Consider the following 20,356-nt stretch of genomic DNA (forward strand, 5'->3'; position numbering starts at 1 on the left):
AAGTGAGAGAGCGTAGCGCCAAAACCCGCCGAAAGTGAGAGAGCGTCCCAGAATTTCGGGCAGGAAATGAGAGAGCGTCGCGGGGGGATGGCGGGGGCTTAGCGCTCCAGGTCGCCGCGGATGAAGGCCTCAACCTTTTCACGGGCGAGGTCGTCGTTGAACTGCTCCGGCGGGGACTTCATGAAGTAGCTGGAAGCGGAGAGCAGCGGACCGCCGATGCCGCGGTCCAGGCCGATCTTGGCGGCGCGGATGGCGTCGATGATCACGCCGGCGGAGTTGGGTGAGTCCCAGACCTCAAGCTTGTATTCGAGCGACACCGGGGCGTCGCCGAAGTTGCGTCCTTCGAGGCGGACGAAGGCCCATTTGCGGTCATCGAGCCACTGGACGTAGTCGGACGGGCCGATGTGGACGTCCTTGGCGGCCAGTTCGGCCTCAACGTTGGAGGTGACGGCCTGGGTCTTGGAGATCTTCTTGGACTCGAGGCGGTCGCGCTCCAGCATGTTCTTGAAGTCCATGTTGCCGCCGACGTTCAGCTGGTAGGTGCGGTCCAGCGTGACGCCGCGGTCTTCGAAGAGCTTGGCCATGACGCGGTGCGTGATGGTGGCACCGATCTGGCTCTTGATGTCGTCGCCCACGATCGGAACACCGGCGGCGGTGAACTTGTCCGCCCATTCCTTGGTGCCGGCGATGAAGACCGGCAGGGCGTTGACGAACGCCACACCGGCGTCGATTGCGGCCTGTGCGTAGAACTCGGCTGCTTCCTGCGACCCGACGGGCAGGTAGCAGACCATGACGTCAACCTTGGCGTCCTTGAGGGCCTGGACAACGTCGACCGGCTCTGCAGGGGACTGCTCGATGGTTTCGAGGTAGTACTTGCCGAGGCCGTCCAGGGTGTGGCCGCGCTGGACGATCACTCCGGTGGGCGGGACGTCGGCGATCTTGATGGTGTTGTTTTCGCTGGCCAGGATGGCGTCGGCCAGGTCAACGCCCACCTTCTTGCCGTCGACATCGAAGGCTGCAACGAATTCAACATCGTTGACGTGGTACTTGCCGAACTCCACGTGCATCAGACCGGGAATCGTGGCCTGGGGGTCGGCATCCCGGTAGTAGTGGACACCCTGGACCAGGGACGCGGCGCAGTTACCCACACCGACGATGGCAACACGAATCGGATTTGAAGACACGGAACTCCTTTGAGAACAAACTTCAGTGCCCCGCGCGGCTGCACTCTGATGTGCGACGGCGGCTGATGGGCACGGCGCCATGGGGCGCCCTTGCATTCTAGCCAACGCCGCCGGGGCCGGTGTTGTTCCCTGCCGGCCCCGGCGCATCTGTTACGCACGCTTTGTTACGTGCCGCGCCGCTTCGAGCGGGCTACTTCTGCGCCCAGAGGTTGATGTCGGATTCGACGGCGAACTCGTCGATCGCCGTCAATTCCTCCTCGGAGAACCCCAGGTTGCTAATGGCGGACAGCGTGTCCTCCAGCTGCTTGACGCTGGAGGCGCCCACCAGCGCGGACGTGACGGGCGACCCCTTGGGCTGGTCGCGGAGGATCCAGGCGATGGCCATCTGGGCCAGCGACTGACCGCGGCCGGCGGCGATCTTGTTGAGCCCGCGGACCCTGTCCAGCTTGTCCTCGGTGAGGGCCGACTCAGACAGGAACCGTTCCTTGGCGGCACGCGAATCGGCCGGGATGCCGTTCAGGTAGCGGTCCGTCAGCATGCCCTGCGCCAGCGGGGAGAAAGCGATGGAGCCTGCGCCCACCTGATCCAGCGCCTCGTAGAGGTTGGGGGTGCCGTTCTCGGTCCAGCGGTTCAGCATGGAGTAGCTGGGCTGGTGGATGAGCAGCGGAGTGCCAAGTTCCTTGAGGATCCGGGCGGCCTCAATGGTCTGCTCCGGGGTGTAGGAGGAGATGCCCGCATACAGGGCCTTGCCGGAGCGCACGGCGTAATCGAGTGCGCCCATGGTTTCTTCCATGGGCGTTTCCGGGTCGGGGCGGTGGCTGTAGAAGATGTCCACGTAGTCCAGGCCCATGCGCTGCAGCGACTGGTCCAGGCTGGAGATCAGGTACTTGCGGGAACCCCATTCGCCGTACGGGCCGGGCCACATGTAGTAGCCGGCTTTGGTGGAGATAACCAGCTCGTCGCGGTACGGCTTGAAGTCGTCCTGCAGGTGGCGGCCGAAGTTGGTCTCGGCGGAGCCGTCCGGCGGGCCGTAGTTGTTGGCCAGGTCAAAGTGGTTGACGCCGAGGTCGAAGGCGCGGCGCAGGATGGCGCGCTGCTCATCGAAGCGCTTGTCGTCGCCGAAGTTGTGCCACAGGCCAAGGGAGATGGCCGGAAGTTTGAGTCCGCTGCGTCCGACGCGGCGGTAGGGCATGGATTCATAGCGGTTGTCCGCTGCCGAATAAGTCATACGTGCAATCCTGCCAGCTGTGACGCAGGCTACAACCCTATTGGCTGTTGTTACGCCGCGGGCTGACACAACCGGCCCGCGGCGCAGCAACAGCCGCGCAATTCAGCAGCTAGGCCTTCAGAATGGCCGCACTCCAGGGCGCCAGCACCAGCGAGCCGCCATCCGGCCCGGTCGCCTGATCGGTAGCGAGCAGCACTGAGCCCGCCACGTCCCCGAGCCTGACCTGCTGTTCAGAGAAGTTCAATGCCACGTGCATGTCTCCGCGGCGGAACCGCAGCCAGCCTTCGTCTTCGCTGTAGTCCACCTCCGTGTCCGTGAACCCCAGGCCCGCAAGTTCCGGGGAGGAACGGCGCAGCGCCGTCAGCGCACGGTAAAGCTCCAGGAGCCGCGCGTGGTCCCCCTCCGCGGCCTCGGCCCAGTTCAGTTTCGACCGGTTGAAGGTCTCCGGGTCCTGGGGATCAGGCACGACGGCGGGATCCCACCCCATGCGCTCGAACTCCTTGATACGGCCTTCCGCGGTCGCCTTGCCCAGCTCAGGTTCGGGGTGGGACGTGAAGAACTGCCAGGGCGTGGTGGCGCCGTATTCCTCCCCCATGAAGAGCATGGGTGTGAACGGTGACGTCAGCGTGAGCACGGCGGCCAGGGCAAGCTGGCCGTAGGACAGCGACTGGGAGAGGCGGTCCCCGGTGGCACGGTTGCCGATCTGGTCGTGGTTCTGGCTGCAGACCACCAGGGCGGCGGGGTGCACCAGTGCGGTGTTGATGGGCCGTCCGTGGTGCCGGCCGCGGAAGCTGGAGTAGCTGCCGTCGTGGAAGAAGCCGTCACGCAGCACCTTGGCCAAGGCGCCCAGAGAGTCGAAGTCGCTGTAGTACCCTGCAGTCTCACCGCTGATGTTCACGTGGACGGCATGGTGGAAATCGTCGCTCCACTGCCCCTCCAGCCCGTACCCGTTGACTTCGCGCGGGTACAGCAGGCGGGGGTTGTTGAGGTCGGACTCCGCGATCATGGTGATAGGCCGGCCGGTTTCCGCGGCCACCGCGTCGCCCAATGCCCCGAATTCCTCCAGGAGATGGACCGCGCGCTCGTCCTTGAAGGCATGCACGGCGTCGATCCGCAGCCCGTCCACGTGGTAGCCCCGAAGCCACATGGCGGCGTTGTCCAGGATGTAGCGGCGGACTTCGTCGGATCCGTGGCCGTCCAGGTTGACCGAGTCGCCCCAGGTGTTCCCCTCCCCTGACTTCAGGTAGGGCCCGAACTTCGGCAGATAGTTTCCGCTGGGACCGAGGTGGTTGTAGACCACGTCCTGGATGACGCCCAGGCCCGCCCCGTGGGCCGCGTCCACAAAGCGCTGGTACGCGGCGGGACCGCCGTAGCCCTCATGGACGGTGTACCAGAGGACGCCGTCGTAACCCCAGTTGTGGGTCCCGTTGAAGCCGTTGACGGGCAGGAGTTCCACAAAGTCGACGCCGAGGTCCTTGAGGTAGCCCAGCTTCCCGGCTGCGGCTTCCAGGGTGCCCTCGGGAGTGAACGTGCCAACATGCAGTTCGTAGATGACGGCGCCCTGCAGCTCCCGGCCCGCCCAGTTGCCGTCCGCCCATTCATGGGCGGACGGGTCAAAGGTCCGGGACAGGGAGTGGACGCCCTCAGGCTGGCGGCGGGACCGGGGGTCCGGCAACGGGGTGGTGTCCGTCCCCGGCAGGTAACCGTAGAAAACTTCCCCCTCTGCCGGCGCGTCCGGGGCCGTCCACCAGCCCCCGCCGCGCTGGTCCATGGGGTATTCAGTACCGTCGGCCAGCAAGGTGATGGCCGCGACGTCGGGGGCCCAGACGTCGAAGCGTCCGCTTCCGTTCTCGGAAGGAGTCATCCGTCATTCTCCGATCCAGTGGTGGGTACTAGCAGTGCAACGGGGTAGCTGGCCAGGAGGTCCGCAACGGCTACCGGCCCGGGCCCGAACCTGAGGCCCGTGAACTCATCGGTCATGGCCTCCGGCAGCGCCACCGTGGTGTCCTGCCAGCCGCCGGACTGCTCCAGCCGGCGCGGCAGCCTGGTGGCGAGTGTCAGTGCCCCGGCAGACTCACCGGCACCGCGGCTGAATGCGACCAGGTGCGCCGCAGCAGCGCCGGTGGCCGTGAGGCCGGTGTAGCCGGCGAAGAGGTCAGGCCGGTCCCGCCGGAGCCGGAGCGCGCGCGACGTCACCAGCAGCTTGGCGGCGTCGTCCTGGTACGACGCCGGACGCTCGCCGGCGTCCAGCGCGTCCAATGCCCGCTGCCGCTCGGCAAAGTCAACCGTGCGGCGGTTGTCCGGGTCGGTGAGGGACCGGTCCCAGAACTCGGTGCCCTGGTACACGTCCGGGACGCCCGGCATGGTCAGCTGCACCAGTTTCGCGGACAGCGCGTTGGCGGCGCCGTACGGTTCCAGGAGCGCCACGAAGGCCTCCAGTTCCGCACGGACCTCCGGGTTGTCGAAGGCGGCGTCGACGGCGGCGGCCAGCTTCTGCTCGAACGCCTCGTTGGGGTCCAGCCAGTCGGTCGAGTTACCAGCTTCGCGGGCAGCTTTGGTGGCGTATTGCTGCAGGCGTTCCCGGGACGCGGGCCACGCGCCAGCGATGGCCTGCCACAACAGGCTGGCCAGCGGCCCGTCCGGCAGCGGCGCCAGTTCCTGGAGCTTGGCCAGGACACGGTCCCAGTCCGCCACGGACTCGGAGATCACGGAAATCCGGGCCCTCGTATCCTCGCTGCGCTTGGTGTCGTGCGTGCTGAGCGTGGTCATGGAGAGTGGCAGCTCAGACTCCCGCCGCACCATGCGCCGGTGGAACTCCGCCGGGTCAAGTGCGAACTCGGTGGGGTCGGCGCCCACCTCGGTCAGGGTGCCCAGCCGGGTGTAGCGGAAGAAGGCAGTGTCCTCCACGCCCTTGGCCATCACCATGCCGGACGTCTGCTGGAACCGCTGCGCCAGCGGCGAGTCGGCATCCAGCAGCAACGGCTGCAGCACGTCCACGGCCTGTGCCAGGTCGGCCCGCCGCCGGGCCGCAAGGCTGCAGGCTTCCTTGAGGATTTCCTCCCCGTGCGGGAGGTAGGTCCGGTACACGGGAAAGGCGGCAATGATCTCGGAGATCGCGTCCGCGGCCTGACTGGCGTCCAGCCCCGCCCCGTCGACGTCGGTTCCGGCGGGAATAAGCCTCGCCAGCCGGAGGATCTCGGAGTGCAGGATGCCGTCAGTGATCCGGCGTTTGGTGAGCCTGATCATTTCCTCGTAGTCTGCGGGTTCACCGCCGCGGAGCCTGCCGTCGAGCTGGTCAAGGGCCTGCTGCGCCGTGGCGTCGACGAAGAGCCGGTCCACGTCAGCCAGCGCGTCGTAGCCGGTGGTTCCTTCACATTCGAAGGAGGCCGGGAGCTCCTCCCCCGGTTCCAGGATCTTCTCGATCAGCAGGTAGCTGCCGCCGGTGGCCTCCCGGAGACGCCGCAGGTAGCCCTCCGGGTCGGCCAGCCCGTCCGGGTGGTCGATCCGGAGCCCGTCTGCCAGATCCTCGCGGAACCAGCGGACCACTTCCGCATGGGCTTCATCGAACACCCGGGGAACTTCCACCCGGACGCCCGCCAACGTGTTCACCGCAAAAAAACGGCGGTAGTTGAGGTCGTTGTCGGCGCGGCGCCAGCCCACCAGTTCGTAGTGCTGGCGGCCGTGCACATCGCGGGGGTCATCCCCGTCGGAGAAGGTGCCGTCCGCCAGCGGGAACCGGTGGTCGTAATAGCGCAGCTCGCCGTCGCGGATTTCCAGCTTGTCCAGGTCGTCGTCGCTCCCCAGCACCGGGAGCCGGACGCGTCCGCCGCCGAAGTCCCAGTCGACGTCGAACGCTTCGGCGTAACGGGACTGCCTGCCCTCTTTGAGGAGGGACCACCACCAGGGGTTCTGGTACGGCGATGCCACCCCCACGTGGTTGGGAACGATGTCCACCAGCACACCCATGCCGGCGTCCCGGGCTGCCCGGGACACAGCGGCGAGCCCTTCCGGGCCGCCGCGGTCCGGGTCCACCGTGGACGGATCAGTGACGTCGTACCCGTGGTCCGATCCCTTTTCCGCCGTCAGGATCGGGGACAGGTAGATCCAGTCCACGCCCAGCGACTTCAGGTACGGGACTTGGGCGGCGGCGTCCTGGAGGGTGAAGGAGGGCCAGATCTGCAGCCGGTAGGTGGAGACAGGCGTCCTCATGAATCCGCCTTGCCCCTCGCCTTGACCTTCTTTGACTGGGCGGGTTCGGCGATGGCCGGCGAGGTCAGCGACTCGGTCTCGCTGGTGGCGGTCTGCGTCAAAGCCGCCAGCGAAGCCGCCACCGAGTGGTCCGGTTCGGTCTCCGGAACGCTGTGGGCGCGCAGGACCACCAGCGACTTCGCATCAACGGGCAGGACTCCGCCGGCTTCAACCGGTTCGGTGTCGGCGTTGTGCCCTGCGGTGTCGATGATGATGTCCCAGGCGGGAGCATATTCGTCGGACGGCAGCGTGAACTTCACTTCGTCGTCGTGCGCGTTGAAGTAGAGCACAAAGTTGACGTCGGTGATGCGGCGGCCGCGTTCATCGCGGCCGCGGATGCCGTCGCCGTTGAGGAACATGCCCACCGAGCGGCCGAAGCCGCTGTCCCAGTCTTCGGGTTTCATGGTGGAGCCGTCAACGTCCAGCCATTCGATGTCCGGAAGCCGTTCGCCCTCGCCGCGGAGCACCGGCCTGCCGTCGAAGAAGCGGCTGCGCCGGAAGGTGGGGTGCTTGTGCCTGAGGGCGTTCACGGCGGCGGTGAATTCCACCAGAGGCTGGTCCACGTTGTCCCAGTTGATCCAGGTCAGTTCCGAGTCCTGGCAGTAGCCGTTGTTGTTGCCCTGCTGGGTGCGGCCCAGTTCGTCGCCGTGCAGCAGCATGGGCACGCCCTGCGAGAGCAGCAGCGAGGCGATGAAGTTGCGTTGCTGCCGGGCGCGGAGGCCGAGGACCTTGGGGTCGTCGGTGGGGCCCTCGGCGCCGCAGTTCCACGAACGGTTGTGCGATTCGCCGTCGTTGTTGCCTTCGCCGTTGGCGTCGTTGTGCTTCTCGTTGTAGGACACCAGGTCCGACAGGGTGAAGCCGTCGTGGGCGGTGACGAAGTTGATCGAGGCGACCGGACGGCGGCCGGAGTGCTCGTAGAGGTCGGCGGAGCCGGTGATCCTGGAGGCGAACTCACCCAGGGTTGCCGGTTCACCCCGCCAGAAGTCGCGGACGGTGTCGCGGTACTTTCCGTTCCATTCCGTCCACTGCGGCGGGAAGTTGCCCACCTGGTAGCCGCCCGGGCCCACGTCCCACGGCTCGGCGATCAGCTTGACCTGGGAAACTACCGGATCCTGCTGGATAAGTTCGAAGAAGGTGGACAGCTTGTCCACATCATAGAATTCGCGGGCCAGGGTGGAGGCGAGGTCGAACCGGAAGCCGTCCACATGCATCTCCGTCACCCAGTAACGCAGGGAATCCATCAGGAGCTGCAGGGAGTGGGGGTGCCGGACGTTGAGCGAGTTGCCCGTGCCCGTGTAGTCCATGTAGTGCTTCTCATCGCCGTCCATAAGCCGGTAGTAGGCAGCGTTGTCGATGCCCTTGAAGGACAGCGTGGGGCCCAGGTGGTTGCCTTCTGCAGTGTGGTTGTACACAACGTCAAGGATCACTTCGATGCCGGCCTGGTGCAGCGAGCGGACCATGGCCTTGAAGTCCTGGACCTGCTGTCCGGTGTCACCGGTGGAGCTGTAAGTGTTGTGCGGGGCGAAGAAGCCGATGGTGTTGTAGCCCCAGTAGTTATTGAGGCCCTTGTCTTCCAGGATGCCGTCGTTGACGAACTGGTGCACAGGCATCAGTTCGATGGCCGTGACGCCCAGCTTCTGCAGGTGGGAGATGACCGAGGGGTGGGCAACGCCGGCGTAGGTGCCGCGCTGGTCCTCCGGAACCTCGGGGTGCAGCTGGGTCAAGCCCTTGACGTGGGCCTCGTAGATCACGGACTTGTGGTACGGAACGCGGGGCAGGTGGTCGCCGTCCCAGTCGAAGAACGGGTTGATCACCACACCCATCATCATGTGCGGCGCGGAATCTGCGTCGTTGCGGGAATCGGGATCGCCCATGTTGTAGGAGAACAGCGCGGGATCCCAGTCGATCTGGCCGTGGACGGCCTTTGCATACGGGTCCAGCAGCAGCTTGTTCGGGTTGAACCGGTTTCCGGAGCTGGGATCGTAGGGTCCGTGGACGCGGTAGCCGTATTTCTGGCCCGGCTGGATGTGGGGCAGGTAGCAGTGCCAAACGTAGCCGTCGACTTCGAGGAGCTCGATCCGGGTCTCCACGCCATTTTCGTCGAAGAGGCACAATTCCACCTTTTCAGCCCTCTCGCTGAACAGCGCAAAGTTCGTGCCAGTGCCGTTAAAAGTGGCTCCCAGTGGGTATGCCGATCCGGGCCAGACTTCCATGTGTACTCCTCGTGCGTAACGAATAAATCTCTAGACAGACTACTAGTAAGTAGGTTTAGTAATTGTTGTATCCGCGGTTTGCGCAGAATGATTACAAAGTCCGCATCACCTCGGGCACGTAATTTGCGATGGCACCGGCGGTCACCGGCCCGCCATCCGAGGCGAGGGTTCCCGCGCGGCCGTGCAGGCTTGCCGCCATGGCGCCGATGGCCGCCCAGCGCTGGTCCGCGGAGATCCCGCAGGCCTCGAATTTTTCCTCGTCGTCCGAATGCTGGGCCAGCAGGGACCCCAGTATTCCTGCCAGTACGTCACCGCTCCCGGCCGTGGCCATCCATGGCGTGGCCTCCGCCTGGCTGAACACCGGGCCCGACGGCGCGGCCACCAGCGTGGTGGCGCCCTTGAGCAGGATGGTGGCTCCCGTCCGTTCGGCCGCCCGGCGCACAGCGTCAAGGGTGGCGCCGTCAACCCCCTGCCGCCCCAGGTCGATGCCGTAGCGCTGCAGGAGGCGGGCCAGCTCACCGCCGTGCGGCGTCAGCACCACGTGCGGCGCCAGGACATCAGGGAGGGCCGGCAGCGCACCGGCGTCGGCGGCCACAGGAAGTCCCGTCTCCACCGCGTCGCGCACCCGCTGCAGCTGTTCGTCGTCGCCGTCAGCGATCCCCGATCCAACCAGCCAGGCCTGGACATGCGCGTCGGCCACGTTGTCCGGGCCGCACACCACCTCGGGGCAGGCCTGCCGGACCAGCCGGGTTGCTTCGGGCGGACCCAGGTACCTGACCATTCCGGCCCCGGCCGAGAGGGCGCCCCGGCAGGCGAGGACCGCGGCACCCGGATACCGTTCCGACCCCGCTACGACGCCCAGGACTCCCCGGGTGTACTTGTGGGAGCGGCGCGCCGGCGGGGGCAGCAACCGCACCAGGTCGGCGGTTTCCAGGCGGCGCAATGCCGGCAGCGGGAGGTCACCTTCGATGCCGATGGGAATGACCAGCACCCGACCGGCGTAGTCGGCACCCGGATCGGCGAGCAGCCCGGCCTTCGCGCCGCCGAAAGTCACGGTAGCGTCCGCGGATAGGACCGGGTCAAAGGCTTCACCGGTGTCCGCGTTCACGCCGCTGGGAATGTCGCAGGCCACCACCGCGCCATGCGCCCTGGTGTTCAGCTTCTCGATGAGGGACGCCGCGGCGCCGCGGAGACCGCCCTGCGCGCCGGTCCCCAGCACCGCATCGATGACGACGTCGGCGTCGGCGGCTGCCGCTGCCAGCTCCCCGGCGTTCTGGTCAGTGAGGATCCGGGCGCGGCCGCCGGCCCGTTCAAAGGCGGCCAGCCCGTCGGGGTGGGCCTCCCCTGCGGTGAGCACCGCCGTCGTGCGAATGCCGCGGGCGGCCAGGAATGCGGCGGCGAAGAGTCCGTCTCCGCCGTTGTTGCCCTTGCCCGCAAGAACGGCGACGCTGGCCCCGTAGGGCCGGATCCCCCGTGCGGCGAGTTCCCGGACCACGGCGTTGGCCAGGCCGTAGGCCGCGCGTTGCATGAGGACAGCGCCCGCGCCGGAACTCAGGCTTTCCTGAAAAAACCGCCTTTCGGCCTCGCGAATCTGTGTGCCGGTGTAGGCGCTGATCATGGGTTCAGTCCAATCGGTGCTGGGTCCGCTGCGGGCTGTCAGGTGATGATTCCGCCCTAACCTTCCGCGAGGACGGTCGCCGTGGCGATTCCGCCGTCGTGGCTCATCGAGAGGTGCCAGCGCTTGACGCCCTTGGACTCGGCGACGGCCAGCACGGTGCCCTTGACCTGGATGGTGGGACCGTTCTGGTCCAGGCCGATCCAGCAGTCCTGCCAGTTCATGCCCGCCGGTGCGCCCAGGACCTTGGCCACGGCTTCCTTGGCCGCAAAGCGCGCGGCCAGGGAGCGCGTGTTCAGCTCGCGCTCGGCAGGGACGAACAGCCTGTCCCGCAGCCCGGGGGTCCGCTCCAGCTGCCGGCCGAACCGTTCAATGTCTACGACGTCTACGCCAATGCCAACAATCATGCGGCTTATTCTACGGTCACGCTCTTGGCCAGGTTGCGCGGCTGGTCCACGTCGTATCCCTTGGCCGTGGCAAGTTCGAGGGCGAAGATCTGCAGCGGCACGGTCGCGAGCAGGGGTGCCAGGAGCGTGGGCGTCTCGGGGATGTAGAAGACGTGCTCGGCGTACGCCTTGACAGCTTCGTCCCCTTCCTCGGCGATCACGATGGTCTTGGCACCGCGGGCACGGACCTCCTGGATGTTGGAGACCACCTTGGCGTGCAGCGAGTTCCGGCCGCGCGGGGAGGGAACCACCACGAACACCGGCTGGCCCTCCTCGATCAGCGCAATCGGGCCGTGCTTCAGCTCGCCGGCGGCAAAGCCTTCGGCGTGGATGTAGGCCAGTTCCTTGAGCTTGAGCGCGCCTTCCATGGCCACCGGGAACCCGACGTGCCGGCCCAGGAACAGCACCGACTTCGCGTCCGCCATGGAACGGGCGAGTTCCTTGATCTGGCCCTCGTGGTCCAGGATCTCCTGGATCTTGGCCGGGATCTTGCCGAGGTCGGCCAGGATGTCCTTGATCTCGCCCTGGAACTTGTTGCCGCGCAGCTGTGCCAAATACAGGCCCAGCAGGTAGGCGGCGGCGATCTGCGCCAGGAATGCCTTGGTGGACGCCACCGCGATCTCCGGACCGGCGTGGGTGTACAGCACGGCGTCGGATTCACGCGGGATGGTGGAGCCGTTGGTATTGCAGATCGAGAGGGTCTTGGCGCCCTGTTCCTTGGCGTACCGGACGGCCATCAGGGTGTCCATGGTCTCGCCGGACTGGGAGATGGACACCACCAGGGTGTTCTCGTCCACGATCGGGTCGCGGTAGCGGAACTCGTGCGAAAGCTCCACCTCGGTGGCGATCCGGCACCAGTGTTCAATGGCGTACTTGGCCACCTGGCCGGCGTAGGCGGACGTGCCGCACGCCAGGACGATGATCTTGGTGATGTTCTTCAGGTGCTCCGGGTCGATGCGCATTTCATCGAGCGTGAGCCTTCCGTCCAGGTCATAACGGCCCAGCAGGGTCTTGGCCACGGCGTCCGGCTGGTCATGGATTTCCTTCTCCATGAAGGACGGGAAGCCGCCCTTCTCGGCCGAGGCCGGGTCCCAGTCAACGTGGTATTCCTTGCCCTGGGCCGGGGCGCCGAAGAAGTCGGTGATCTCCACGGTGTCCGCGGTGATGGTCACGATCTGGTCCTGACCCAGCTCCACGGCGCGGCGGGTGTAGTCGATGAAGCCGGAGACGTCCGAGCCGAGGAAGTTCTCGCCCTCGCCCAGGCCCACCACGAGCGGGGAGTTACGGCGGGCGGCCACGACGACGTCGGGCTGGTCCGCGTGCACGGCCAGCAGCGTGAACGCGCCTTCAAGGCGCTGGCAGGCAAGCTGCATGGCCCTGGTCAGGCCGCCGTTGGAGACGTCGCCGTTCAGCTTGTTCCGGAAAATGTCGCCAAGGAGCGCCGCGGCGACCTCGGTGTCCGTCTCGGACGCGAACGTGGCGCCGCCTGCGAGCAGTTCCAGCTTGAGCTCGGCGAAGTTTTCAATGATGCCGTTATGAATCAGCGCCAGCTTGCCGCCGTCGGACAGGTGCGGGTGCGCGTTCTGGTCCGTGGGCCCGCCGTGCGTAGCCCAGCGGGTGTGCCCGATCCCGGTAACGGAATCCGGCAGCGGCTTCTCCTCCAGTTCAGCGAGCAGATTGCTCAGCTTCCCGGACTTCTTACGCGACGAGATAGTTCCGTCCGCCACCACTGCAACGCCCGCAGAGTCATACCCGCGGTATTCCAGGCGGCGGAGTCCCTCCAGGACAACGTCCAACGCGCTATGGCCAACATTTACCCGGCCTGACGAATGGCCTACGTATCCTACGATTCCACACATAGAGCCAAGCTTATATGGATCAGGGGTCCAGTGACGTCTGCTTCGGCCCGCGCGACGCCGCCGCGACGCCGCCGCGGAGACGCGTTTGGGCGGATGCGACGCCCTCCATTTCGCTCTCAGCGTCGCGGGAGGCAGAATCTCTAACGTGACTTTGCAACGCAATGAAGCGAATGGAGAGGGTGTCTCCCCGTTCGTGGAGCTGGACAGGCAGACCTGGTCCCGGCTCGCAGCCCAGATGGAACAGCCTCTGAATGAAGAGGACGTGGTCCGTCTCAGAGGGCTCGGTGATCCGCTGGACATGAAGGAAGTCCGCGAAGTCTACCTGCCGCTTTCCCGGCTGCTTCACCTCTACGTCGAGGCCGCGGGCCAGCTGCACTCTGCCACCACTACGTTCCTCGGAGAACAGACGCAGCGCACGCCCTTCGTGATCGGCGTGGCCGGATCCGTGGCCGTGGGCAAGTCCACCATCGCCCGCGTGCTCCGCGAGATGCTCCGCCGCTGGCCCGGCACACCCAATGTGGAGCTCATCACCACTGACGGGTTCCTCTACCCCCTGGCCGAGCTCAAGCGCCGGCACCTCCTGGAACGCAAGGGCTTTCCGGAATCGTATGACCGCCGCGCGCTCCTCCGTTTCGTCAGTGAGATCAAGGGCGGGGCCGAAGAGGTCCGCGCTCCCTGGTACTCGCACGTCACGTACGACATTGTGCCCGGAAAGGAAGTGGTGGTCCGCCGCCCGGACGTGCTGATCGTGGAGGGCCTGAACGTTCTGGCCCCGGCCCGTCCCCGCCACGACGGCAAGCAGGGGCTGGCGCTGAGCGACTTCTTCGATTTCTCCATCTACGTGGACGCCAAGACCTCCTACATCGAGGAATGGTACGTGGACCGGTTCCGCAAACTGCGCACCACAGCCTTCGCCCAGCCCGAGTCCTACTTCCACCGCTATGCCACACTGTCCGACGAGGAAGCCGAAAGCACCGCCCGCGACATCTGGAAGCGCATCAACGAGCCAAACCTCGAGGAAAACGTCCTCCCGACGCGGGGCCGCGCGCAGCTTGTGCTCACCAAGGAAGCAGACCATTCCATCCGCCGCATGCTGCTGCGGAAGGTGTAGCACACGTGTGCCACAACTGTGTTGCGGCTGCGGGGACTGCGCCGAGCAGGCGGTCCGTCACCAGGCTGCTGGCATTCGGTGCGGGGCTGACTGCCCTGGCAGCATGCACGCCCGACGGCGGAAGCCGGCCTACGCCGTCGCCCTCGCCTTCGTCACCATCGGCTGGGGCGACGCCTTCGACGGCGACGGCGGGTGCGGAGACATCCGCCGTGACGTCCCCTACTGCTGCCGAAACGACGACGGCGTCGGTGCCGACGCCCACCGCCGCGCCGACCCCCACGTCCCCCGCTGCCGGACTCGCCCAGCAGCATTCGCTGACGGATCCCGCTAGCCCATGGTTGATGGTCAACAAGCATCGTCCGCTCTCCCCCGCCGACTACATCCCGGCCGACCTGGTGCAGCCGAATGTTGCGCTGGCAGTTTCGGGCGAGGCAGCGCAGTTGAACAGCACGACGGCGGCTGCCGCGGAACAGATGTTCGCTGCGGCAGCGCGGGACGGCGTGACGATGACCCTGGCCAGCGGCTACCGCTCCTACGGGACGCAGACGGCAACGTACAACAGCTATGTCGCCTCGCGCGGGCAGGCTGAGGCGGACACTGCCTCGGCCAGGCCGGGCTACTCGGAGCACCAGACCGGCTGGGCCTTTGACATCGGCGACGGCGGCGGGGCCTGCGGTTTCCAGCCGTGCTTTGCCGAGCAGCCGGCGGCAGTGTGGGCAAAGGCCAACGGGCACCGCTTCGGCTTCGTGGTCCGGTATCCGTGGATGTTCCATCAGATCACCGGCTACTACTACGAGGCCTGGCACCTGCGGTACATCGGGGTGGAAGCCGCGACGGACATGGCCAATCGCGGCATCGCCACGCTGGAGGAGTACTTCGGAGTGGAAGCCGCGCCGGGCTACTTGTAGGGGGCTACTTGTAGGGGCGACCCCAGGTTCCTGGGTGACTCCCGACACACCCCGCGAACTTACTTCCCTGTCACGCTGTGTTTACACCGCAGGGCTAGGCTGGGGCCCATGTTGACCGGATTCAAGAATTTCATCATGAAGGGCAACGTCGTAGACCTTGCCGTCGCAGTGGTCATGGGTGCCGCGTTCGGCGCCGTCGTGACCTCAATCGTTGAAGGCTTGCTGACTCCGCTGATCGGCCGCCTGTTCAGTGCCAAGGGCATTGAAGAAATGCAGTGGGAGGGGTTCATGTATGGCTCCGTCATCTCCTCCATCATTTCGTTCCTGCTGGTGGCCGCCGCCATCTACTTCGTGGTCATCGTGCCGATGAACCACATGATCGAACGCCGCAACCGCCGGCTCGGGATTGGTACCGAGGTCAAGGAAGAGGCCGCCGAAGACCCGCAGATCGCACTCCTCACCGAAATCCGCGACGCACTCCAGGCCGGCAGCCCCCGCGCGTAGCTCCGGTCCCGAGGACACAATGCAGCAAAGTGGTCCGCCTCCAGGAGGCGGACCACTTTTTTGTTCTTGGGGCTGTAGCTCAGACAGCCGGCTCGACTGCCAGGCGTTCTTCCACCACGGCGGCAAGGTGCTTGCAGATGCGCTCGGCGGTGGGCATGTCGGCAGCCTCCACCATCACGCGCACCAGGGCCTCGGTTCCGGACGGCCGCAGGAGCACCCGTCCGGTCTCGCCGAGTTCGGCCGAAGCTTCAGCCACGGCGGCCAGGACACCCTCGTCAGTGCCGGCCCGGGCCTTGTCCACATTCTTGACGTTGATCATCAGCTGCGGAAGCTTGGTCATCACGGTGGCAAGGTCCTTCAGCGACCGGCCCGTGAGGGCCACCTGTGCAGCCAACTGCAGGCCGGTCAGGAGGCCGTCGCCCGTGGTGGCATGATCGGCAAAGATCACGTGACCGGACTGTTCACCGCCGAGGTTGTAGCCGCCGTCGCGCATTTCCTCGAGAACATAACGGTCCCCCACTGCGGTCTCCCGGATGGTGATCCCTGCGTTGCGGAGGGCGATCTTCAACCCGAGGTTGCTCATGACGGTGGCCACCAGGACGTTGTCCTTGAGCTTGCCGGATTCCTTCAGCGCCAAGGCGAGGATGGCCATGATCTGGTCCCCGTCCACCTCGTTGCCTTCGTGGTCGATGGCGAGGCACCTGTCAGCGTCGCCATCGTGGGCGATGCCCAGGTCGGCACCGTGTTCCACCACGGCCCGCTGCAGGGCGCCGAGGTGGGTTGAGCCCACGCCGTCGTTGATGTTCAGGCCGTCGGGCTCCGCGCCGATGACCACGATCTCGGCACCGGCGTCGTTGAAGAGCTGCGGGGAACAGCCGCTCGCGGCGCCGTGTGCGCAGTCGAGGACCACCTTCAGCCCGTCCAGGCGGTGCGGCAGGGTCCCGAGCAGGTGGACGATGTACCGGTCCTCGGCGTCCGAGAAGGTCTGGATGCGGCCTACATCGCTGCCCGTGGGCCTGACCGGCTCTTTGCCCATCTGCGCTTCGATAGCGTCTTCCACCTCGTCAGGCAGCTTCTGGCCGCCCTTGGCGAAGAATTTGATGCCGTTGTCCGGAGCCGGGTTGTGGGACGCGGAAATCATGACGCCGAAATCGGCGTTGAGGTCGGCCACCAGGTAGGCGGCGGCGGGGGTGGGGAGTACGCCGGCGTCGTAGACGTCGATGCCCGAGCTGGAGAGCCCCGCCGAGACGGCTGCCGAGATGAACTCGCCACTGGCACGCGGATCGCGGGCCACCACGGCGCGCGGCCGGTTGCCGTTCGTGCTGCGTGCGTGGCCGAGTACGACGGCGGCCGCTTGCGCCAGCTGCATCGCCAGCTCTGCTGTGAGCAGGCCGTTAGCCAGGCCCCGGACACCATCTGTTCCAAATAATCTAGACATCGGGTCAAGTTTAGACGATGGACCTGCCGACACCGTCTTTGGCTGACGCCGAGCCGGTGGTTATCCTCCGCCGTCGCCGGTTTCGCGGCCAGAGCGGCAACGGGGCTTAACGGGCGAAAGCCCGCCCCGCCGAGTGGCGGGACGGGCTTCCGGCAAGCGGGTTTAGCGCTTGGAGTACTGCTGAGCCTTGCGGGCCTTCTTGAGACCAGCCTTCTTACGCTCGATGACGCGTGCGTCACGGGTAAGGTAGCCGGCCTTCTTCAGGGTGGCGCGGTTGTTCTCGACGTCGATCTCGTTCAGTGAACGGGCGATGCCGAGACGCAGTGCACCGGCCTGGCCGGAGGGGCCACCGCCGTGGATGCGGGCAATGACGTCGTAGGCGCCGTCAAGATCGAGGATCTTGAAGGGCTCGTTGACGTCCTGCTGGTGCAGCTTGTTCGGGAAGTAGTTCGACAGCTCGCGGCCGTTGATGGTCCACTTGCCGGAGCCAGGCACAACGCGAACGCGTGCAACAGCTTCCTTGCGGCGGCCAACAGCTGCGCCGGCAACGGTCAGTGCCGGGCGCTCCTTCTTCGGCGCAGCAGCTTCAGCAGCTCCGCTTTCCGAGGTGTAGCTGGTCAGGGTTTCCTCGGCCTCAACGGCTTCGGTGGTCTCTTCGTTCTGAGCCACGGTTCTCCTTGTATAGATAAGTTGTTTGGTGGCCAGGACTACTGGGCGACCTGGGAAATTTCGAAAGTCTTGGGCTGCTGGGCGGCGTGCGGGTGCTCTGCACCGCGGTAAACCTTCAGCTTGCCCAGCTGCTGTGCAGCGAGGGAGTTCTTCGGGAGCATGCCCTTGATGGCCTTCTCCACGGCGCGGACCGGGTTGGATTCCAGCAGCTCCGCGTAGTTGACGGAGGTCAGGCCGCCCGGGTAGCCGGAGTGGCGGTAAGCGCGCTTCTGCTCGAGCTTGGCGCCGGTGAGGGCCACCTTCTCGGCGTTGATGATGATGACGAAGTCGCCCATGTCCATGTGGGGAGCAAAGGTGGCCTTGTGCTTGCCGCGCAGCAGGATTGCGGTCTGGCTGGCAAGACGACCAAGGACAACGTCGGTGGCGTCAATGACGTGCCACTGGCGGTTGATATCGCCGGGCTTCGGGGTGTACGTACGCACGGTGTTTGCCTCGTTCTTGTTCTGGCGTTCTTGTTTAGGTGTCACGTAAGCGTGTGCACCTACTATCTATGCGCTACCGGAACAGAGGTGAGGGCTCTATGAATCCAGTGGTCCAGAAGTCTCGAATGTGCCCGAGGAGTAGTTATCCTGCAACCGGATTCTCAGCGGGCACGCATCATCGAGAAAGGACACGCACAACGACTATCAAGAATAGCGGGTATAGAGGCCACTGGTCAAAATAGGCTCTAGGCAGCCAGCCTGCGCCGGTCCTGATGCGGCGCGGCCCGATTCGTCCCAGGAGTCCCAGTGCCCTTCTTTGCTGATGCCGGATCCGCACACCCCCTGTTCGTCGCGGCCGTTGGCGTCCTTGGCATCGTACTGGGGCTGGTTGCGGAGCAGATCATTGTCCGGACGCTTCCGCGACTCGGCGGGACCCCCGCGCCTTGGGTAAGAATCACGACGGCGGCACTCACCGGGGCGTTTGCGGCACTGTTTGCGCTGCGGTTTGGCATTTCCTGGGATTTGCTGGCGTATTTTGTGCTGGCTGTCTTCGGCGTGCAACTCTCTCGAATTGATATTGCACAGAAATTGCTGCCCAACAGGATCGTTCTACTCCTCCTGCTGGCCGGCACGGCGTTCCTCGCAGCCGCCTCAGCCGCCACCCCCGAGTGGGGCGCACTCCTTCGTGCCATGGTTTCGGCCGCGCTGCTCTTCGTTGTCTACCTAATTCTGGCAATTATTTCGCCCAATGGCATCGGAATGGGCGACGTAAAGCTGGCCGCACCTCTGGGCCTGTACTTGGGCTACTTAGGCTGGACGCACCTTTTCTACGGAGGCGCTCTGGGGTTCGTTGTGGGGGGCATTGCCACGTTCATCCTGGTGCGCCTGAAAACCAAGGAAACGCTCAGCGAAGTGGCCTACGGACCATCCATGCTCGCCGCCTGCTTCTGTGTGATTCTGTCACTGCCGTAACGGCAACATCGCTTTTCACATGGGTCACACAGCTGTCCCTTTGCCACACGACTCTAAGTAGCTCTCATCGGCGCATGTCAGAAACATGAGTACTCGCCCGTGTACACCAAGTACCAGCGCGCACAGCCCTCACAAAAGTCGAGTACAGGTACGCATTGTCGCGCAAATATTCACCGTGCCAATGTTGTCCCAACGGAACTCCGGACTCTTAGCAAATAAGGGGGGCGCTGGGATTCCGTAACCGAATTCACAACTCTGGAAAAGGAAATTCAAATGTCTTCTCTCATGGTCTCAATGGTCGCATTCATCGCCGGCGTAAAGGATCGCCTTTCCTCCGAAAAAGGTGCAACCGCAACTGAATACGGCCTGCTGGTTGGCCTTATCGCCCTGATCATCGTCACCGGTGTCGGCCTGTTCGGCACGGCTCTGGACAACTTCTTCACAGGCCTCGCCGGCACTGTCAACGGTTGGTAACCAGTTTCCTCTCAACATCAGGAGTGCCGCGTCCGCCCACCGCGGGCGCGGCACTTTCCATTAGATCGAGCGTCACATTCCTCGGGGGGAAACCGTGAAACGCAACAAGGTAGGTCGCAAGAGGGAACGCGGGGCGGTTGCCGTCGAGTTCGCCCTCATTGCGCCGGTGCTCCTGCTGATCGTCGTCTCGATCGTGGAGTTCTCGCACTTCTTCAATCTTCAGATCTCTGTGACCCAGGCCGCACGCGAGGCAGCCCGCACGATGGCCGTCACCAATGACGCCGGCCAAGCAGCTGCGGCCGCTGTGACCGGAGCTCCGGGAGTTGGTTTGTCAGCGGCAAACGTCGCATTCGCTCCGGGCGCCTGCTCACCTGGAGATACTGTCACCGCCACTGTCACCTTCAGTATGCCGGCTATGACCGGCTTCTTTGGTCCAACAGTCTCAGTTAACGGACAAGGAGCCATGCGATGCGGAGGCTAACCAGACTCAATCAAACGGACCAGGACCCGAACAGTGAAAAGGGCGCTGCCGGCGTGCTCGTCGCAGTAATGGTGCTGGTCCTTTTAGGCGTCGGCGCCATTGCAGTCGACGTCGGACAGATCTACGCAGAAAGAGCAGAGCTGCAGAACGGCGCCGACGCTGGGGCCTTAGCGGGCGCACATATCTGTTCCGGAGCTGGGGGTTGCACCCAAGCCGATGCAGACGCCGTCGCCGCAGCGCTGGTCAATCAAAACTCAAAGGACGGTGTTTCCAACGTCCGCTTCGTTGACCTCAGTGTCCCCGGTGAGGTTACGGTGAGCACTTCTACCGTCAACGCTGCCAACGGTTCTGGATTCCTAAGCAGACTGTTTACTAATGCCCTTAACACCCCTGACGTGGGAGTGGGGGCGACCGCCACCGCGAACTGGCTCTATCCAACGCGGGGTCGAAGCATCCTTCCGCTGACATTTGCACCTTGCGAATTCATTGATGACGGACTCCCGCACAAAATTCTGACGCAAGGC

At 65.2% G+C, this 20,356-nt stretch carries 18 protein-coding genes; 7 read left to right on the forward strand and 11 right to left on the reverse strand.

Going from position 1 to position 20,356, the window contains the following annotated elements; all coding sequences use genetic code 11:
- Window positions 1-98: 98 nt before the first annotated feature.
- The 8 genes from WMN78_RS00335 to glmS form a co-directional block, all read right to left on the reverse strand.
- Window positions 99-1,184, reverse strand: a complete 1,086-nt coding sequence (locus WMN78_RS00335; protein ID WP_340531374.1) for an inositol-3-phosphate synthase — start codon at window positions 1,182-1,184, stop codon at window positions 99-101.
- 190 nt (window positions 1,185-1,374) lie between these two features.
- A complete protein-coding gene (gene mgrA / locus WMN78_RS00340) occupies window positions 1,375-2,412 on the reverse strand; it encodes an L-glyceraldehyde 3-phosphate reductase (protein WP_340531375.1) in 1,038 nt (345 codons plus the stop codon).
- A 109-nt stretch (window positions 2,413-2,521) separates the two neighbouring features.
- A complete protein-coding gene (treZ, locus tag WMN78_RS00345; RefSeq protein WP_340531376.1) occupies window positions 2,522-4,276 on the reverse strand; it encodes a malto-oligosyltrehalose trehalohydrolase in 1,755 nt (584 codons plus the stop codon).
- Window positions 4,273-6,621, reverse strand: a complete 2,349-nt coding sequence (gene treY, locus WMN78_RS00350; RefSeq protein WP_340531377.1) for a malto-oligosyltrehalose synthase — start codon at window positions 6,619-6,621, stop codon at window positions 4,273-4,275. Before treY ends, treZ begins: the two co-directional genes overlap by 4 nt.
- Entirely contained in the window at window positions 6,618-8,873 is a 2,256-nt protein-coding gene (gene glgX, locus WMN78_RS00355) for a glycogen debranching protein GlgX (RefSeq protein WP_340531378.1), read from the reverse strand. The genes treY and glgX overlap by 4 nt, the downstream gene beginning before the upstream one ends.
- A 91-nt stretch (window positions 8,874-8,964) precedes the next feature.
- Window positions 8,965-10,491 (reverse strand): NAD(P)H-hydrate dehydratase, encoded by a 1,527-nt coding sequence (locus WMN78_RS00360; RefSeq protein WP_340531379.1) that lies wholly within the window; start codon window positions 10,489-10,491, stop codon window positions 8,965-8,967.
- 56 nt (window positions 10,492-10,547) lie between these two features.
- Window positions 10,548-10,895: a holo-ACP synthase gene (locus tag WMN78_RS00365; RefSeq protein ID WP_011692749.1), complete on the reverse strand. Its 348-nt coding sequence runs from the start codon at window positions 10,893-10,895 to the stop codon at window positions 10,548-10,550.
- Window positions 10,896-10,900: 5 nt separating this feature from the next.
- On the reverse strand, window positions 10,901-12,793 hold the full coding sequence (gene glmS / locus WMN78_RS00370) for a glutamine--fructose-6-phosphate transaminase (isomerizing) (protein WP_340531381.1): 1,893 nt from the start codon (window positions 12,791-12,793) through the stop codon (window positions 10,901-10,903).
- 136 nt (window positions 12,794-12,929) lie between these two features.
- Between glmS and coaA the strand changes: the two genes are divergently transcribed.
- From coaA to mscL, 3 genes are all read left to right on the forward strand, one after another.
- Window positions 12,930-13,904, forward strand: coding sequence for a type I pantothenate kinase (gene coaA, locus WMN78_RS00375; protein WP_200891038.1), 975 nt, complete (start codon window positions 12,930-12,932; stop codon window positions 13,902-13,904).
- A 5-nt stretch (window positions 13,905-13,909) separates the two neighbouring features.
- Window positions 13,910-14,812 carry a M15 family metallopeptidase gene (locus WMN78_RS00380; RefSeq protein WP_340531382.1) on the forward strand — a complete coding sequence of 301 codons (903 nt, stop codon included), beginning with the start codon at window positions 13,910-13,912 and terminating at the stop codon, window positions 14,810-14,812.
- 108 nt (window positions 14,813-14,920) lie between these two features.
- The gene (mscL, locus tag WMN78_RS00385) at window positions 14,921-15,316 is read left to right on the forward strand and encodes a large conductance mechanosensitive channel protein MscL (RefSeq protein WP_340531383.1); all 396 of its coding nucleotides are present in this window, start codon (window positions 14,921-14,923) and stop codon (window positions 15,314-15,316) included.
- A gap of 79 nt (window positions 15,317-15,395) precedes the next feature.
- Here the strand turns inward: mscL and glmM are convergent, their stop codons facing one another.
- The 3 genes from glmM to rplM form a co-directional block, all read right to left on the reverse strand.
- On the reverse strand, window positions 15,396-16,754 hold the full coding sequence (gene glmM, locus WMN78_RS00390) for a phosphoglucosamine mutase (RefSeq protein WP_340531384.1): 1,359 nt from the start codon (window positions 16,752-16,754) through the stop codon (window positions 15,396-15,398).
- 162 nt (window positions 16,755-16,916) lie between these two features.
- Entirely contained in the window at window positions 16,917-17,423 is a 507-nt protein-coding gene (gene rpsI / locus WMN78_RS00395) for a 30S ribosomal protein S9 (RefSeq protein WP_340531385.1), read from the reverse strand.
- Window positions 17,424-17,461: 38 nt separating this feature from the next.
- Window positions 17,462-17,905, reverse strand: a complete 444-nt coding sequence (gene rplM, locus WMN78_RS00400; RefSeq protein ID WP_011692756.1) for a 50S ribosomal protein L13 — start codon at window positions 17,903-17,905, stop codon at window positions 17,462-17,464.
- A 306-nt stretch (window positions 17,906-18,211) separates the two neighbouring features.
- Between rplM and WMN78_RS00405 the strand changes: the two genes are divergently transcribed.
- The 4 genes from WMN78_RS00405 to WMN78_RS00420 all read left to right on the forward strand — a co-directional run.
- Window positions 18,212-18,877, forward strand: coding sequence for an A24 family peptidase (locus WMN78_RS00405; RefSeq protein WP_340531386.1), 666 nt, complete (start codon window positions 18,212-18,214; stop codon window positions 18,875-18,877).
- 273 nt (window positions 18,878-19,150) lie between these two features.
- A complete protein-coding gene (locus WMN78_RS00410) occupies window positions 19,151-19,351 on the forward strand; it encodes a Flp family type IVb pilin (RefSeq protein WP_340531387.1) in 201 nt (66 codons plus the stop codon).
- 94 nt (window positions 19,352-19,445) lie between these two features.
- Entirely contained in the window at window positions 19,446-19,832 is a 387-nt protein-coding gene (locus WMN78_RS00415; protein ID WP_340531388.1) for a TadE family protein, read from the forward strand.
- Window positions 19,820-20,356 (forward strand): pilus assembly protein TadG-related protein (locus tag WMN78_RS00420; protein ID WP_340531389.1); only part of this gene is annotated, 537 nt, incomplete at its 3' end. The genes WMN78_RS00415 and WMN78_RS00420, both read left to right, overlap by 13 nt.

It is taken from the genome of Arthrobacter oryzae (assembly GCF_037911235.1).
In the GTDB taxonomy this organism is placed as follows: Bacteria; Actinomycetota; Actinomycetes; order Actinomycetales; family Micrococcaceae; genus Arthrobacter; species Arthrobacter oryzae_E.